Genomic DNA, 16,806 nt, shown 5'->3' with positions numbered 1-16,806 from the left:
TCTATCGGGACAACGCGCCTGCGCCGTCGCCATTCAGGCGGCGCAACACACAAATTCGCCCATCGGTCATATGTCGATCAGGTCCCTCCGGTCCGGTTGCGCCGCCCCGTGGTTGTACAGGGAAAACGCCGGGACCGACGGTCCGTTCCGTTTTTTGAAGAAGCTTTTTTTACGGCTCAGGCAAAACCGAGCGCGCTACGGGAGATATCGCGGTTTTCGCAATAGTCGCGGGAGTGGGCCTCATGGCCATGCTCACGGGCGGTCGAACGGGTCAGTTCCGGGCTTGGAACATTGAGCAGCGCGTCGGCATAGGTGCCGGTCGCTTCCACGTCATCGATCACTGGCTGCTGTTGCGGTTTTAAAAATTCAAACATCCATCGTCCTCCTTCGACACGTCCCCTCAACGCGCCGGCCCAAGTCCTGTTCCATAACGAACACGACTGCTTCGATTATACATGAGATGTCGCCGCCGTATAGATGACGAAAGGCGAACGCTATCAACTGACGTTCACAAAATGGAGTGGAATCAGTGAGCTATGCCGACAAGTTCAGGCAGGCCCGACCGACTCCCGTAGGATCAGCTCCACCGGCCACAATTCCTGCACTTCGCGCACCGGCCTGCCGCCGATGATCTGCAAAAGCAGGTCGGTCACCCGCATGCCGGCCATACGCATGGGAGAACGGGTGGTGGAAAGCGGCGGCAGCATGCTTCCCGGGGTGAGGTAGGGAAACACGTCATCATGGGCGATGACGGAGACGTCCTTGCCGATCGTCAGCCCCATCTGGGTTGCCGCACGATATACACCCTGCGCCGTCATCATCGCACCCGCAACGAAGGCCGTCGGGCGCGGCGTCTGCTCCAGAAGCGAGCGGGCGAAGCGAAACGCCGTCTCCTCGCTGAAATGCTCGCTGATCATGAAACGCGGATCCGGCGTGATGCCGTGGGTCGCCAGCGCATCGCGAAAACCCTGTTCCCGATCCTGCACGAAAGTACGGCCGACCGGACCGTTGATAAGGGCAATCCGCCTGTGCCCACGCTCCAGAAAATGGATCGTCGGACGATAGGTCACATCATGATTGTCGATATCGAGCCAGGCATGTTCGAACGGTGTCTTCGAGCGGCCATGCACGATGAACGGCACACCCAGCCTGTTGAGCAGCGCAATGCGCTCATCCTCCGGGCGCGGTGAATGCACGATGATGCCATCCACCCTTCCGCTCGACGCAAGTCGGCTGAAAATCGCCAGTTCCTCGTCAAGATCATTGTCGACAGTGACGCTGACGAGGATGTCGGTCTCTTCCCCTTCCAGCCGGGTCGCCATTCCACCCATGAACTCCGAGAAGAAATGCCCGCCGCCTGAACGGCCCATGACGACACCGATGGCACCCGCCCTGCCGGTTGCCAGCCTGACCGCGTTGGCATTGGGCCGGTAGCCGTATTTCAGCGCAGCCTCCATCACCCGCTGCCGCGTTTCCTCGCGCACCTCGGGGTAGCCGCCAAGCGCCCGGCTGACGGTGGTGGGCGACAGCCCGACCTTCTCTGCGAATTCCTTGAGCTTCATGTTTTTTGCCAATTTGCCCCTGCATGCGTCGCCGCTGCGGATTTTTCAAGCCGACAAAAATTGAAAACGATTTCAATTTTCCCCCACCTGAAACCTTACAGTTGGCTTTCCTGAAAGGCAAAGCCGAAAAATTCCAGACGAAAAACCCCAATTTTCGCTCAATTAGAAAGAGTATTGACAGATTGTCCAGCTTTTGCGAGCTTTCCGTCAGTCAAAAGCGCTTTCAATTTTGAGGATAATTGGGAGCGTCAACGGAGGAGTTTGACAATGAATATTTCCATGAAGACTTTGTTCCTGTGCGGAGTGGCGTTTTCTGCCGCTGTTTCCGCGCAGGCAGCTGAACTTTCCATCGCCGCCAATTCGACCGGCAAGAACGTCGCGTTCTTCCGCGAACGCATCGCCGCCTTCGAGAAAGAAACCGGCCACAAGGTCAATCTCGTCACCATGCCGTCGTCTTCCAGCGAGCAGTTCAGCCAGTACCGGCTGTGGCTTGCCGCCGGCAACAAGGATGTCGACGTCTACCAGACGGACGTGATCTGGGCGCCGCAGCTGGCCGAGCAATTCGTGGATCTGACCGCAGCGACCAAGGATGTCATCGGCGATCATTTCCCCTCCATCGTCGCGTCGCAGACGGTTGACGGCAAGCTCGTCGCCATGCCGATGTTCACCGACGCGCCGGCACTGTTCTACCGCAAGGACCTTCTGGAAAAATACGGCAAGCAGCCGCCGAAAACCTGGAAGGAACTGAGCGAGACCGCCAAGGAAGTTCAGGACAAGGAACGCGCAGCCGGCCAGAAGGACCTCTGGGGCTTCGTTTTCCAGGGCAGCGCCTATGAAGGCCTGACCTGCAACGCACTGGAATGGATCGCATCGGCCGGCGGTGGACACATCGTCGAAAGCAACGGCGATATCTCCATCAATAACGAGAAGGCTGCAGCCGCCATCGAAACAGCCAAGGGCTGGGTCGGCACCATCGCGCCGCAGGGCGTGCTTGCCTACAAGGAAGAGGAAGCGCGCGGCGTCTGGCAGACCGGCAATTCCGTCTTCATGCGCAACTGGCCCTATGCCTATGCGCTTGGAAACGGCGCCGACAGCGCCATCAAGGACAAATTTGGCGTCACGCCGCTGCCGGCAGGCGAAGAAGGTTCGGCCCCTGCCTCCACACTTGGCGGCTGGAACCTTGCCGTTTCGAAATATTCCGACGACCAGGAAGCCGCCATTCAGCTCGTGAAATTCCTGGCATCAAAGGACACCCAGAAGCTGCGCGCAATACAGCTTTCCAACATGCCGACGATCGCTTTGCTCTACGATGACAAGGATGTGGCCGAAGCACAGCCCTTCATGCCGACATGGAAGCCGATCTTCGAGACCGCTGTTCCGCGTCCTTCCGCCTCGGCCAAGGTGAAATATAACGAGGTTTCGGCCAAGTTCTGGGGTGCTGTGCACAACACGCTCTCCGGCAACGGCACGGCGGCGGAAAATCTCGAACTTCTCGAGGTTGAACTGACCGATCTCAAAGGCAACGGCTGGTAATCCGGCCCGCGCGGGAGATGGTCTGGCCTGATCGTTTCCCGCGCCCCAACCGCGAGATATCCCCATGAACGACATCGCCCTTCAAAGACCGGTCGCGGCAGCCGGCACCGGCTCCGATCTGCAGTCGGAACGTCTGAAATCCGCCTGGCTGTTTCTTGCCCCCACATTTCTGGTGCTGGCGCTGGTGGCGGGCTGGCCGCTGGTGCGCACCGTCTGGTTCAGCCTCACCGACGCTTCGCTCACCAATCTCGAGGGTGCGCAGTTCGTCGGCCTCAAGAACTACCTCACCTGGATCACGCTCAGCAGCGGCCGCACCATCTATCGCGGCCTGCTTGCCGATCCCGCATGGTGGGGCGCGGTTCTCAATACGCTGAAATTCACCGTCGTCTCCGTCAGCCTTGAAACGGTACTTGGCCTCATCGTCGCGCTGGTGCTGAATGCCGAATTCAAGGGACGCGGCCTCGTGCGCGCCGCCATTCTCGTGCCCTGGGCCATTCCGACCATCGTCTCGGCGCAGATGTGGGCGTGGATGCTGAACGACCAGTTCGGCATCTTGAACGACCTGTTCCTCAATCTCGGGCTGATCTCCAACAAGATCGCCTGGACCGCCAATCCTGAAACCGCGATGGTGGCCGTGCTGATCGTCGACATCTGGAAGACGACGCCCTTCATGGCGCTGCTCATCCTTGCCGGCCTGCAGATGGTGCCGAAGGACATGTATGAGGCGGCCAAGGTGGATGGCATTCATCCGGTCAAGGTGTTCTTCCGCGTCACCCTGCCGATGATCCGACCCGCGCTCATGGTCGCCGTGATCTTCCGCATGCTGGATGCGATGCGCGTATTCGACCTCATCTACATCCTGACGCCGAATAATGCCCAGACCCGCACCATGTCGGTGCTGGCACGCGAGAACCTGTTCGATTTCGACAAGTTCTCCTATGGCGCCGCCGCCTCCACCATGCTGTTCCTCATCATCGCCTCGATCACGGTCATCTATATGTGGCTCGGGCGCGTCAACACCGATGGAGCCGCGCGATGACCCTGCCAAGTATCCTGAAAACCACCGCCTTCTACGCGCTTGTCGCCATCATCATGGTGATTTCGGTATTCCCGTTTTATTACGCGATCCTGACGAGCCTGAAATCCGGCTCGGCGCTGTTCCAGGTCAATTATTGGCCGCGTGACTTCTCGCTGACCAATTACAGCTTCGTCATCGGCAACGGCACTTTCCTGCGCAATCTCGGCAATTCGCTGTTTGTCGCATCTTCCGTTGTCATACTCTCGCTGTTCCTTGCGGTAACGGCATCCTATGCTCTCGCCCGCGTCCGCTTCCGTGGCCGCGCGCTGCTGCTGCTCACCATCCTGTCGGTTTCGATGTTTCCGCAGATCGCCGTGCTCGCCGGCCTGTTCGAACTGATCCGCTGGGCGGGCATCTTCAACACGCCGCTGGCGCTGATCTTTTCCTACATGATCTTCACCCTGCCCTTCACGGTCTGGGTGCTGACAACCTTCATGCGCGACCTGCCGATCGAGATCGAGGAAGCGGCGATCGTCGATGGCGCGACGCCGTGGGTCATCATCACCCAGGTGTTCATGCCGCTGATGTGGCCGGCGCTCGTCACCACAGGGCTTCTCGCCTTCATCGCGGCGTGGAACGAGTTCCTCTTCGCGCTCACCTTCACCTCATCGAACGAGCAGCGCACGGTGCCTGTCGCCATCGCGCTCCTGTCGGGCGGCTCGCAGTTCGAAATACCCTGGGGAACGATCATGGCGGCCTCCGTCATCGTCACCGCCCCGCTCGTCGTCCTCGTTCTGATCTTCCAGCGACGTATCATCTCCGGCCTTACCGCCGGCGGCGTCAAAGGCTAGGAGAAACATCATGACCACCATTCAACTGCGCGATCTTCGCAAATCCTTCGGCGCCTTCGACGTCATCAAGGGCATCGACATGGACATCCGCTCCGGCGAGTTCATGGTTTTCGTCGGCCCTTCCGGCTGCGGCAAGTCCACGCTTTTGCGCCTCATCTGCGGGCTGGAGGAAATTTCCGGCGGCACGCTCTCCTTCGATGGCGAGACGGTCAACCGCCTGCCGCCCGCCAAGCGCGGCGTCGCCATGGTCTTCCAGTCCTATGCGCTTTATCCGCATATGACCGTGTTCGAAAACATGGCCTTCGGCATGAAGCTATCAGGCGCGGACAAGGAACAGCGCAAAAAGCGCGTCGAAGCGGCAGCCGAGATGCTGCAGCTCACGCCCTATCTGGAGCGCCTGCCAAAGCAGCTTTCCGGCGGCCAGCGCCAACGTGTCGCCATCGGCCGTGCCATCGTGCGCGATCCGAAGGTGTTTCTGTTCGATGAGCCGCTTTCCAACCTTGATGCGGCATTGCGCGTTGCCACGCGTCTGGAAATCGCCAAGCTGCACCGCTCGATGCATGACACGACGATGATCTACGTTACCCACGACCAGGTCGAGGCAATGACGCTCGCCGACCGCATCTGCGTGCTGCGTGACGGCCGTGTCGAGCAGATCGGCACGCCGCTGGAGCTTTACGAAAGTCCGGTCAACACCTTCGTCGCCGGCTTCATCGGTTCGCCGAAGATGAACTTCCTGTCAGGCAAATATGCCGAGACGGAAGGCGCAAAAACCATCGGCATCCGCCCGGAGCACATCACCATCACCACCGACGGCAGCGGCTGGAGCGGCGAGATCGTGCATTCGGAAATGCTCGGGTCGGACAGCTACATCTATGTCGAGATCGGCGCCGGTGAACCCGTCGTCGTTCGCGAAGAAGGCGTGACCGACCGCAAGGCGGGCGAGCGTATCGCCCTCGTGGCGGATGCGACACAGATCCATCGTTTTGACGCCGAAGGCCGGGCGCTTGCCCGCAACCCCGCCCGGGGCGCTGCCTGAAAATTCAACTTTCGCCGGGATCACCCAAGGTCCCGGCTTTCACCGAGGAGCATGAAAATGACCATCAACACCGTTGTATGGGGCGAAAATATCCACGAACACATCAATGAGACGGTGCGTTCGATCTATCCAAACGGCATGCACAACACCATCGCCGATGCGCTGAACCAGAACCCCGAGATCAATGCCACCACCGCCACGCTGCAGGAGCCGGAACATGGCCTGTCGCAGGAGCGCCTCGACAAGACCGATGTGCTGGTCTGGTGGGGCCACAAGGACCATGGTGCGGTGCAGGACGAGATCGTCGAGCGTGTTGCCAAACGCGTCTGGGAAGGCATGGGCCTCATCGTCCTGCATTCCGGCCACTTCTCCAAGCCGTTCAAGCGGCTGATGGGCACACCCTGCGCGCTGAAATGGCGTGAGGCGGGTGAACGCGAGCGTCTGTGGACCATCAATCCGCGCCACCCGATTGCCGCCGGTCTGCCTGAGCATTTCGAGCTGGAAAACGAGGAAATGTACGGCGAGCAGTTCTCCGTGCCGGAGCCGCTGGAAACCGTGTTCATCTCCTGGTTCCAGGGCGGCGAAGTCTTCCGTTCCGGCCTCACCTGGCGTCGCGGCGCCGGCAATATCTTCTATTTCCGCCCCGGCCACGAGACCTATCCGACCTATCACGATGCCAATGTCCAGAAGGTCATCAGCAACTCGGTGAAATGGGCCTATAATCCGGTTGGCGCACTGAAGAGCATTCACGATGCCCCCAATGTTCCCGTCGACAAGGCGCTGGAGCCGATCGAAGAACGCGGCCCCAAGCTGCACAAGGCAGGCGAAGCAGGTTACAGGTAAAAAGCCATGAGACTTCTCATTCTCGGAACCGGCGGCATGGCCAACAACCATGCCACCTATTTCTCGCAAATCCCCGGCGTCGAACTGGTCGCGGCGGTGGATGTGGACGATGTGGTGGTGCGCGGCTTTGCGCTCCGCCACAACATCCCGCTCTCCTTCACCTCGCTGGATGACGCCATTGCCTGGGGTGAATTCGACGCGGCAGCGAATGTCACGCCGGATGCCATCCACCATCCCACCAGCCTGAAACTGCTGGCGGCCGGCAAGCATGTCTTCTGCGAAAAGCCGCTGGCGGAAAACTACGCCAAGGCCGCCGAAATGGCCGATGCCGCCGAAAAAGCCGGCCTCGTCGCCATGGTCAACCTAACCTATCGCAACGTCGCCCCCTTGCAGGCGGCACGTGAGATGGTGCTGGCAGGCAAGATCGGCAAGGTGCGGCATCTGGAAGCCTCCTATCTCCAGAGCTGGCTCGTTTCCAAGGCCTGGGGCGACTGGATGACGGAGAGCAAGTGGCTGTGGCGGCTTTCCACCAAGCATGGCTCCAACGGCGTGCTGGGCGATGTCGGCATCCACATTCTCGACTTCGCCTCCTATGGCGCGGGCAGCGATGTGGAACGCATCTTCACGCGGCTGAAGACCTTCGACAAATATGAAGGCAATAAAATTGGCGTCTACGACCTCGACGCCAATGACAGCTTCACCATGACCGCCGAGCTGGAAAACGGCGCCATGGGCGTCATCCATGCCAGCCGCTGGGCGACGGGGCACTTGAACGAGCTCCGCCTGCGCATCCATGGCGACAAGGGTGCGCTGGAAGTCATCCACACGCCCGACTATTCCAGCCTGCGTGCCTGCATCGGTGAAGATGTAGAGAAGGCAATCTGGAAGACGATCGATGTCGACCCCGTGGCAACGAATTACGAAAAATTCGCCAAGGCCGTCATGGAAGGCGGCCCCGCCGATCCGGACTTCCGCCACGCCGCCAATCTGCAGAAGGTGCTCGATCTATCGATCATCGCGGATCGGGAACGGCGTGAGGTGGCTGTTTCGGCTTGATATGAAAGAACAACATGCGGCAAAACGTTGCCGCATGTTTCTTCTCCCCGAGGGGGAGAAGGTGGCCCGAAGGGTCGGATGAGGGGGCAACGTCCCCGGATTTCGGCGAGCAAGCCCCCTCATCCCGCTGCCGCGACCTTCCCCCCCTCGGGGAGAAGAAACAAGCAGCTTCCACTCGCTAGATACATTGTGCGCTTCTTAATGATGCGAACTGCGGTGTGGAATTTCACTCCCACGCAGCGTCAAACCCCGCGCTTGTTCCCCCACAACAGCACATGCAGCTGCGGCAGTACCCGCGCCGAAAACCAGCGGTCTTCGCTGACCTTATCCACCAGCCACAACATCCGGTCCATCACCCCGTCGATATCCACACGCGCATCGTCATCATCGGGCGGCGGCGGGGTATGGTTGCCGGGCTGCAGATAGACGGGCAGATGCGGGAAGCGCGCGGATGCCGCCTTGGCATAGGCATAATCCGCATCGTCGAACACCACGATCTTCAGCGCCACCTGCGGCCCCTCGCCGGCGGCGGCAAGACAGTCCTCGAAAGCCCGCCAGTCCGTTTCCATGCCGCTTGATGGCGGCTTGGGGCTTAAAACCAGATGGTCGAGATCGGCAAACCAGTCTTTCGCGATGCTGCCCTGCGTTTCCAGCGCGAAGCGATACCCCTCACCGTGCCCCCTGGCGATCAAAGGCCCGAGCGGCTGGATGGCAGGGTTGCCGCCGGAGAGCGATACCGTGAGCGGCACGCCGCCCGAAAGCCGCCGTACCTCCTGCCAGATCGCCTCGACCGACAGCGGTTTCCACGTGTCGCGGTAGTCGCTATCGACCGCATGCAGCGTATCGCACCAGGAACAGCGGTAATCGCAGCCGCCGGTACGCACGAAAACCGTTGGCAGACCAATCAACAAACCCTCTCCCTGAATGGTCGGGCCGAAGATTTCGCTGATGCGGATCGTGGTTTCCTTGGCTGCAATCTTGTGTGCAGCCACCGTCATGGCCGGTATTCCGCCCAGGTCTTGGCGGTTTCGCTCACCCGAACCGCACTGGTTTCCGGCAGGCGATCCTTGCACCAGTCATAAAAATGCTTCGCCAGGCATTCCGCTGTCACCCGGTCATGGCCGAGAACGTCGTTCAGATGGCGATGGTCGAAATGATCATCGATATAACGCTTCAGCGGCGAAAGCTCGTGATAGTCGCGCACGAAACCATGCTCGTTCAGGGCTTCGCCCTTCAATTCCACCTCAACGATGTAATTATGGCCGTGCAGACGGTTGCACTGGTGATCGGACGGCAGACTTTTCAGCTGATGCGAGGCGGAGAAGTGAAATTCCTTGGTAATGCGAAACATCAGCGCACCTCCTGTGCCGCAAAGGCATGGGTGGCCGCTACCCAGAAATCCGGATCCTCATAATCGGTCGGATCGGTAACACCCGCCAGATGAAAGGCCTCGCGCCGCTCCACGCAGGTGCCGCAGCGGCCGCAATGACGCAAGCCGCCCTTGTAACAGGACCATGTTTCGCCAAACGGCGTGCCGTATTTCACCGCATCGGTAACGATTGCCGCCTTGGAAACCGTGACATAGGGCGCAAACAGGGTGACATCGGCATAACCTTCCAGCGCATGCGCCTGCATGGCATTGAAGCTGTCGATGAAGCCCGGCCGGCAGTCGGGATAGATGAAATGGTCGCCGCCATGTACGGCAATCGCCACCGCATCCGCCTGCTGCGCGGCAGCAAGGCCGAAGGCGATGGTGAGCATGATGGCATTGCGGTTCGGCACCACGGTGGAGCGCATGGTCTCTTCCGCATAATGGCCATCAGGCACGTCGATATCGTCGGTAAGCGCCGAACCGGTGAGATGCGCCCCGATGGGTCTGATATCGATGACATGATGCGGCACGCCAAGCCGTCTGGCACAATCGGCGGCAAAATCCAGCTCCTTCCTGTGGCGCTGGCCATAATCGAAGGAGACGAGAGCGAGAAGTTCATGTTCCGCCGCGATTTTATGCGCAAGCGAAACGGAGTCCAATCCGCCGGAGCAGATGACGATGGTTTTCATAATTTTGGATCCCTTGTTTTGACCGGGTGGGCTGCGACCGGATACGGCGCGGCTTTAAACCAAAGCGAAGGGATTGTGAAGGGCTGCAGCAAAAACAGGAAAGCGGCGAAGTCACCCTCGCCGCTTTCCTGATAGTGAACGCGTCAACGCAGCAGCGCCTGCGCCTCCTCAATGCCGAGTGCCGCAGGCTGGGTGCAGGTCGTCGTCATCTCGATGAAACGGCCTTCTTCACCCGACTTCAGGATAGAAGTCATCACGTCGATGCCATGCAGGGAGCGATCCAGCGAGCAACGGGCGTCACGGCCTTCAAGGATGGCAATCGCCATATCGGCAAGGCCGGCGGTGCGGTAATTGGCGCGCGGGCCGTTCGGGCTTTCCTGATTGGCGACACCGAAGGGATGCGCCCAGTCTTCCAGCGGCTGGATGTTCTTGTCGCGGCCGCTGGCCTCCACCACCCCGCCGAAGAAGTTCGGATCCGGCACGTAGATCGAGCCTTCCGTGCCGTAAAGCTCCATATTGGCGTGGCGATGCGACCAGACGTCCCAGCTGGCCGAAAGCGTGATCGTCGCGCCGTTCACGAATTCCAGCAGCGCGTGGATATTGGTCGGCGTTTCCACCGGAATGATCTCGCCGTTCATCGGCTGGCTGGTCACCGTGCGGGTGGGATTCGCCATCGTCGTCAGCGCTCCGACACGTTTGACCGGGCCGATGAGGTTGATGAGATTGGCAACGTAATAGGGGCCGAGATCGAGGATCGGCCCGCCGCCCTTCAGGAAGAAGAAGCCCGGATTGGGGTGCCACATCTCCATGCCAGGGCTCATCACATGGCACGTGCCTGACGTGATGCGGCCAACCTTGCCGTCATCGATATATTGTCGGGCAAGCTGATGCGCACCACCGAGGAAGGTATCTGGTGCGCAGCCGACGGAAAGCTTCTTTTCGCGGGCGATGCGCCGTAGTTCTTCGCCTTCCTCAAGCGATAGCACCAGCGGCTTTTCCGAATAGACGTGTTTGCCTGCCTCGAGCGCCGCTTTAGATACCGGAAAATGCGCGGCGGGAATGGTGAGGTTCACCACCACATCGATTTCGGGGTTGGCGAGCAGTTCCTCGATGGACTGCGCGACGACACCGAATTCTTCCGCCCTCAGCTCCGCCGCATTGCGGTTGAGGTCGGCGCAGGCGAGCACCTTGATGCCCTTGAAGAGCGGTGCCAGCGAAAAGTAAGCAGACGAGATATTGCCGCATCCAATGATGCCGACGCCAAGATCTCTGGCCATGATGAAACTCCGAAATGTGAGACTTAGTAGGTTTTAAACGAGGCGATCGAGCGGGTGATCAGCCGGTCGATGTCTTTTGGATTGTCGTGTTCGACCACGAAATGTTTCGTGGCGGATTTGGCCTTCAGCGCCGCGACAAGGCCCTTCCAGTCCACCGTGCCATGGCCGACATCCGCCCAGCCGTCCTCATCGGTGTTTTCCCCAGATGGTGCGATGTCCTTTACGTGCACGGCGGTGATGCGCTTGCCATAGCTTTCGATCCAGGCGAGCGGATCGGCATTGCCCCTGATAATCCAGGCGATATCCGCTTCCCATTTCAGGTCCGGTCCGCCGGCAAAGATCTGTTCTTGCGGGGTGGAGCCATCGGCAAGCGCCTTGAACTCGAAATCGTGGTTATGCCAGCCGAAGGTCAGCCCGGCATCCACGAAGGGTTTGCCGGCTTCCTGCAGCCGCTTGCCGAAGGCGAACCAGCCTGCGGCATCCGCCGGGCGCTGGTCGGGCATCAGGTACGGGCAATAGATCGCCTCCACACCCAGAACCTTGGCAATATTGAGCGCCTTTTTTGGATCGCCTTCCAGAAGATCGAGGCCGAAATGGCCTGTTGGCATGGAAAGACCGTTGGCATCAAGTTCGGCGCGCAGGCCCTTCAAACCGGCATCATCCAGAGAGGCATACATGGCGCCATAACCTTCGACCTGTTTGTAACCCGCCGCTGAAAGCTTCTTCAGAATGTTGGAAAAAGGCTGGAAATTGCGGGCGCTGTAAAGCTGGAAACCGAGTTCTGTCATTGTCTCCTCCATAGAGATGTTGGTCTTGGGATTGTGTGTGGGGAATAATCGCGCGCTTAAAGCCGATCCTCGCTCCCGGCGTCGAACAACGAGGCCATGGTCAGGTCGAGGCCGAGGCGAACCTTGGTGCCGGGCGAAAACCGCCGGTGACCGCCGACGCGCACCGACATGGTGTGGCCGGCATGTTTCAGCCAGATCAGATTGTCGGCACCCATCGGCTCCTCGATATCGACGATCGCCTCATGCACCTCGCCACCGACGATATCGGCATCGACACGCACATGTTCGGGGCGAACGCCGAGAACCACGGCGCGGCCCGCGGTGAGCGGTGCTTCCGGCTGATAACCGTCCAGCGAAAAGGTGACGCCGTTGGTGGCGAAGGCCACCTTGCCGTCCTTCTCGATCAGCTCGCCGCGCAGGAAATTCATTGATGGCGAACCGATGAAGCCGGCAACGAAGAGGTTCTTCGGCTTGTTGTAGATGGTAACGGGATCGGCAAGCTGCTGGATGACGCCGCTTTTCATGATGGCGATGCGATCCGCCAGCGTCAGCGCCTCGATCTGGTCGTGCGTCACATAGATCATGGTGTTCTTCAGCGACTGGTGTAGCCGCTTGATTTCCACACGCAGTTCCGAGCGCAGCTTGGCATCGAGATTGGAGAGCGGTTCATCGAACAGGAACACGTCAACATCGCGCACCAGTGCCCGGCCGATCGCCACGCGCTGGCGCTGGCCACCGGAAAGCTCGGCCGGCTTGCGCTTCAGCAGCGGCTCGATCTGCAGGATGCCGGCCGCCCTTTTGACGCGCCGCTCGATTTCCTCTTTCGGAATTTTCGCGACCTGAAGGCCGAAGGACAGGTTCTTCTCCACTGTCATCTGCGGATAAAGCGCATAGGACTGGAACACCATGCCGATGCCGCGATCCTTCGGCTCCTCCCAGGTGACGTTGCGGTCCTTGATGAAGATCTGCCCGTCGGTTGGCTCCAGAAGGCCGGCGATGCAATTAAGAAGGGTCGACTTGCCGCAGCCGGAAGAGCCGAGCAGGACGAGGAATTCGCCGTCGTAAATATCGAGATTGAGGTCTTTCAGCACAGTAACGGCACCGAAGGACAGGGAAAGATCGCGGATGGAAACGCTTTTGTTCATATAGCTCAACCTTTTACTGCGCCTGCGGCAATGCCGCGGACGAAAAGCCTGCCGGAGACGAAATAAACGATCAGCGGCACGGCACCCGTCAGAAGGGTTGCGGCCATGTTGACGTTGTATTCCTTCACGCCCTGCACGGAGTTGACGATATTATTGAGCTGCACCGTCATCGGGTAATATTCCGGCCGCGTGAACACCACGCCGAACAGGAAGTCATTCCAGATGCCGGTCACCTGCAGGATCATCGCGACAACGAAGATCGGCAGCGACATGGGCAGCATGATGCGGAAATAGATCTGCCAGAAATTGGCGCCATCAATGCGCGCCGCCTTGAACAATTCTTCCGGCAAAGAGGCGAAATAATTGCGGAACAGCAGCGTCAGGATCGGCATGCCGAAGATGGTGTGCACGATGACGAGACCGGTCAGCGTGCCATAAACACCCATTTCCCGCAGTACGATGACAATCGGATAGATCATCACCTGATAGGGGATGAAAGCGCCGATGATGAGGATGGAGAAGAACAGCTCCGACCCCTTGAACTTCCAGTTGGCCATGGCGTAGCCGCTGACGGAAGCAACGACGATCGAAATGACGACGGAAGGAACGAGAATGCGCACCGAGTTCCAGAAGCCGCGCGAAAGTCCGTCGCAGTTCAGGCCCGTGCAGGCATTCGCCCAGGCTTTGACCCAGGGTTCGAAAGTGATCTCCACCGGCGGTGCGAAAATATTGCCAAGCCGGATTTCCGGCATGCCCTTCAGCGAGGTGACAACCATCACGTAAAGCGGCAGCAGGTAATAGGCAGCGGCCACAAACAACGTGCCGTAAAGAATGATGTTGCGGCGGGAAAAGGTTTTCCTCGGCTTCCTGCCGCGCGGGCCGGAAAGGTCTTTGGCAACCGCATCGGTGGCGGCCACGACCGTATTTAATGTGCTGATATTAGCCACGCTTCTTGCCTCCGAATTCGAGGTAGGCCCATGGAATGACGATGATCGCGACAGTCAGAAGCATCATGGTCGAGGCGGCAAAGCCCTGCCCCAGGTTCTGCGCCTGGAACATGTAGTCATAGACATATTTCGCCGGCACTTCAGATGCGATGCCCGGCCCGCCGCTCGTCTGCGCCACGACAAGATCGTAGACCTTGACGATGCCGCTGGCGATGATGACGAGGGTGGTGATGAAGACAGGCCGCATCATGGGAATGATGATGAGAATATACGTCTTCCACATCGGGATGCCGTCAACACGCGTCGCCTTCCAGATATCCTCGTCTATGCCGCGAAGACCCGCCAGCATCAGGCACATGACGAGCCCAGTGCCCTGCCAGAGCGCCGCAATCAGGATGCCGTAGATGACGATCTGCGAATTATAGAGCGGATCGAAGGTGAAGCTTTCCCAGCCCATCGAGCGGACCACGGACTGGATGCCGAATTCCGGGTTCAACAGCCATTGCCAGACAAGGCCGGTAACGATGAAGGACAATGCAAAGGGATAAAGGAAAATGGTGCGGAAGGTGTTTTCGAACCGGATTTTCTGGTCCATCAGCGCCGCCAGCACGAAGCCGATGACGAGACTGAAGATCAAAGACAAAATGCCATAGATCGCCAGATTCTGGATGGAAACGATCCAGCGTGGTGCTGCCCAGAGCCGCTCATACTGATCAAAACCGATGAAGCTTGCCCGCGGCAGAAGCTTGGAATTGGTGAAGGAATAAATCACCGTCCAGACCGTGCCGCCGAGGAAGATCACCATGGCGGTCAAGATCATGGGAATGGAGGCAATCTTGGAATTGAGATTGCGAAAAAGCTGATTAGGACGCCTGGAGCGCGTTTGACCTGCCATGTTACCTCCTCCTGTAACGTTACAGTAAACGGTCAGGCAAAAGCCTTACCGCATGAAACCCCTGCCCGCACTGGTAATTATCGCACGGACCGGACGTTGGAGCGGGGAGCAGCGAACCGCTCCCCAACCCGGAGAGATCACAATCAGTCAGCGGAACCGATGAGGTCCGCGAAGCGCTTCTGGCCATCTGCCGCCGACATCGAGCCAGCGAAGAATTCCGCCATCAGGTCTTCCTTCTGTTTCTGCGTATCGGCAGAAATCAGCTGGTCGGTGCTGGTGAGCGCATTGCCCTTGGCCAGAATTGCCAGACCCTTCTTCATGCAGTCATTGGCGGCGTTGAGATCGACGTCGCCGCGGATCGGCAGCGAGCCTTTCTTCAGGTTGAAGGCGACCTGCGTTTTCGGATCGACGATGGTTTCAGCCAGCACGTCCTGCGCCTTGGTTTTCGCCTCGTCCTTCAGGACCGGGAAATAAAAGGCGTCACCACCGGTGGTGATGTAGTCATTGAGACCAAGACCCGGCAGGCAGGAATAATCCGTACCGGCCTTCTGATTGGCCAGCTGGAATTCACCCTGTGCCCAGTCACCCATGATCTGGCCGCCGGCCTTACCGGTTATGACCAGGTTGGTCGCCTGGTTCCAGTCCTGAACATTGGTGCCCTTGGCCATATCGCGCGCCTCGACGGCTGCCGCGAAAATCTTCGCCATATCAGGGCCGGCTGCCGCTTCGGCATCCTTGTCGCCATAGACTTTCTGGTAGAGATCCTTGCCGCCAATCGAAAGCGTCAGCGTGTCGAACAGGCCGTTGGCCTGCCATGCCTGTCCGCCAAGGGCGAGCGGCTGGATACCGGCCTTTTTCAGCGCCGGTGCGGCTGCAACAAATTCCGTCCAGTTCTTTGGAACCTCAACGCCCGCCTTCTTGAAGGCTTCATTGGAAAGCCACAGCCATTGCCAGGAATGAATGTTGACCGGTGCGCAATAGATCTTGCCATCAATGGTGCAGCTATCGAGCAGGCTTGCGGGCTTGATGACCTCTTTCCAATTGCCCTTTTCGGCAACATCGGAAAGGTCGCGCATCAGGCCGGCCTGCACCAGCTCTTCCGCCTGCCGGCCGTGGTTGAACTGCGTGGCGCCCATCGGGTCACCGCCGGTGATGCGGCTGATCATGATCGGACGGGCCGTACCGCCCGAACCGGCAATTGCGCCATCCACCCATTTATTGCCGGTGGCATCGAAAGCCTTGGCAAGCTCGGCCACCGCTGCGGCTTCGCCGCCCGATGTCCACCAATGGGTCACCTCAAGATCGGTAGCTCCGGCCATGCCCGCCGGTATCATGACACTGGCCAAAAAGGCCGCAGAAATAACACGCATTCGCATGAGTCTCCTCCCTCACTGAAACGTTGCAGTTGGAACGTATGCGAAGATTTTTGATTAGGCAACCGCCTAAAATACGAATCTATTCAGGTTCATTTCGGGGCTTTTACAGGCCGGGAAACCGTGCGGGCCGGCGCCGGGGACTGGAGGCGGCGATGTTTTCCCATGCCTTTGCCCATTGCGTAACCGCACTGGCATCGTGAACGGGAAAAGGCGAGCCGGACAGCAGTCCGACTCGCCTTCGATCATACGGATTTCATACGGCCGGCGATATTATTGCCGCTTGTAATCATCCTCGATGCGGATGACATCATCCTCGCCGATATAGGCTCCGGTCTGGATTTCGACCAGCTCCAGCGGGATCTGCCCCTCATTGGCCAGCCGGTGCGGCTGGCCGATCGGGATATAAACCGACTGG

General features: G+C 59.3%; 18 protein-coding genes. 6 read left to right on the top strand and 12 right to left on the bottom strand.

Annotated elements, in window-relative coordinates; all coding sequences use genetic code 11:
- Window positions 1–176: 176 nt before the first annotated feature.
- On the bottom strand, window positions 177–374 hold the full coding sequence (locus PL640_RS24265; RefSeq protein WP_035243556.1) for a hypothetical protein: 198 nt from the start codon (window positions 372–374) through the stop codon (window positions 177–179).
- Between the two features lie 174 nt (window positions 375–548).
- Window positions 549–1,562, bottom strand: coding sequence for a substrate-binding domain-containing protein (locus PL640_RS24260; protein WP_269699397.1), 1,014 nt, complete (start codon window positions 1,560–1,562; stop codon window positions 549–551).
- 267 nt (window positions 1,563–1,829) lie between these two features.
- Here PL640_RS24260 and PL640_RS24255 point away from each other — a divergent pair, with 267 nt between their 5' ends.
- The 6 genes from PL640_RS24255 to PL640_RS24230 all read left to right on the top strand — a co-directional run bounded on the left by PL640_RS24255 (window position 1,830) and on the right by PL640_RS24230 (window position 7,902).
- A complete protein-coding gene (locus PL640_RS24255; protein ID WP_271363764.1) occupies window positions 1,830–3,095 on the top strand; it encodes an ABC transporter substrate-binding protein in 1,266 nt (421 codons plus the stop codon).
- A gap of 64 nt (window positions 3,096–3,159) precedes the next feature.
- Window positions 3,160–4,134: a carbohydrate ABC transporter permease gene (locus PL640_RS24250; RefSeq protein ID WP_137004722.1), complete on the top strand. Its 975-nt coding sequence runs from the start codon at window positions 3,160–3,162 to the stop codon at window positions 4,132–4,134.
- The gene (locus PL640_RS24245; protein ID WP_003523786.1) at window positions 4,131–4,964 is read left to right on the top strand and encodes a carbohydrate ABC transporter permease; all 834 of its coding nucleotides are present in this window, start codon (window positions 4,131–4,133) and stop codon (window positions 4,962–4,964) included. The genes PL640_RS24250 and PL640_RS24245 overlap by 4 nt, the downstream gene beginning before the upstream one ends.
- A gap of 10 nt (window positions 4,965–4,974) precedes the next feature.
- Complete coding sequence (locus tag PL640_RS24240) at window positions 4,975–6,003, top strand: ABC transporter ATP-binding protein (protein WP_142842676.1); 1,029 nt, start codon at window positions 4,975–4,977, stop codon at window positions 6,001–6,003.
- 57 nt (window positions 6,004–6,060) lie between these two features.
- A complete protein-coding gene (locus tag PL640_RS24235) occupies window positions 6,061–6,846 on the top strand; it encodes a ThuA domain-containing protein (protein WP_046801358.1) in 786 nt (261 codons plus the stop codon).
- A 6-nt stretch (window positions 6,847–6,852) separates the two neighbouring features.
- Window positions 6,853–7,902, top strand: a complete 1,050-nt coding sequence (locus PL640_RS24230; RefSeq protein WP_142842675.1) for a Gfo/Idh/MocA family protein — start codon at window positions 6,853–6,855, stop codon at window positions 7,900–7,902.
- A gap of 242 nt (window positions 7,903–8,144) precedes the next feature.
- Here the strand turns inward: PL640_RS24230 and queE are convergent, their stop codons facing one another.
- The 10 genes from queE to PL640_RS24180 form a co-directional block, all read right to left on the bottom strand.
- Window positions 8,145–8,900 (bottom strand): 7-carboxy-7-deazaguanine synthase QueE, encoded by a 756-nt coding sequence (queE, locus tag PL640_RS24225; protein ID WP_271363763.1) that lies wholly within the window; start codon window positions 8,898–8,900, stop codon window positions 8,145–8,147.
- On the bottom strand, window positions 8,897–9,253 hold the full coding sequence (gene queD, locus PL640_RS24220) for a 6-carboxytetrahydropterin synthase QueD (RefSeq protein ID WP_271363762.1): 357 nt from the start codon (window positions 9,251–9,253) through the stop codon (window positions 8,897–8,899). Before queD ends, queE begins: the two co-directional genes overlap by 4 nt.
- On the bottom strand, window positions 9,253–9,963 hold the full coding sequence (queC, locus tag PL640_RS24215; RefSeq protein WP_271363761.1) for a 7-cyano-7-deazaguanine synthase QueC: 711 nt from the start codon (window positions 9,961–9,963) through the stop codon (window positions 9,253–9,255). Before queC ends, queD begins: the two co-directional genes overlap by 1 nt.
- 143 nt (window positions 9,964–10,106) lie before the next feature.
- Window positions 10,107–11,240, bottom strand: coding sequence for a Gfo/Idh/MocA family protein (locus PL640_RS24210; RefSeq protein WP_271363760.1), 1,134 nt, complete (start codon window positions 11,238–11,240; stop codon window positions 10,107–10,109).
- Between the two features lie 23 nt (window positions 11,241–11,263).
- A complete protein-coding gene (locus tag PL640_RS24205; protein WP_269699390.1) occupies window positions 11,264–12,028 on the bottom strand; it encodes a sugar phosphate isomerase/epimerase family protein in 765 nt (254 codons plus the stop codon).
- A gap of 56 nt (window positions 12,029–12,084) precedes the next feature.
- Window positions 12,085–13,173 carry an ABC transporter ATP-binding protein gene (locus PL640_RS24200; RefSeq protein WP_271363759.1) on the bottom strand — a complete coding sequence of 363 codons (1,089 nt, stop codon included), beginning with the start codon at window positions 13,171–13,173 and terminating at the stop codon, window positions 12,085–12,087.
- Window positions 13,174–13,178: 5 nt separating this feature from the next.
- Window positions 13,179–14,120 carry a carbohydrate ABC transporter permease gene (locus tag PL640_RS24195; RefSeq protein WP_003525110.1) on the bottom strand — a complete coding sequence of 314 codons (942 nt, stop codon included), beginning with the start codon at window positions 14,118–14,120 and terminating at the stop codon, window positions 13,179–13,181.
- Entirely contained in the window at window positions 14,113–15,015 is a 903-nt protein-coding gene (locus PL640_RS24190; protein WP_142842667.1) for a carbohydrate ABC transporter permease, read from the bottom strand. The genes PL640_RS24195 and PL640_RS24190 overlap by 8 nt, the downstream gene beginning before the upstream one ends.
- Before the next feature lie 143 nt (window positions 15,016–15,158).
- Window positions 15,159–16,391: an ABC transporter substrate-binding protein gene (locus PL640_RS24185; protein ID WP_142842666.1), complete on the bottom strand. Its 1,233-nt coding sequence runs from the start codon at window positions 16,389–16,391 to the stop codon at window positions 15,159–15,161.
- Window positions 16,392–16,661: 270 nt separating this feature from the next.
- The coding region (locus tag PL640_RS24180) for a hypothetical protein (protein WP_271363779.1) at window positions 16,662–16,806 on the bottom strand (145 nt) is incomplete at its 5' end.

This window comes from Agrobacterium sp. ST15.16.024, from assembly GCF_027956545.1.
Classification (GTDB): domain Bacteria; phylum Pseudomonadota; class Alphaproteobacteria; order Rhizobiales; family Rhizobiaceae; genus Agrobacterium; species Agrobacterium cucumeris.
The sequence above is the reverse complement of the archived record's forward strand: the minus strand, read 5'-3'. Positions and strand labels throughout refer to the sequence as shown.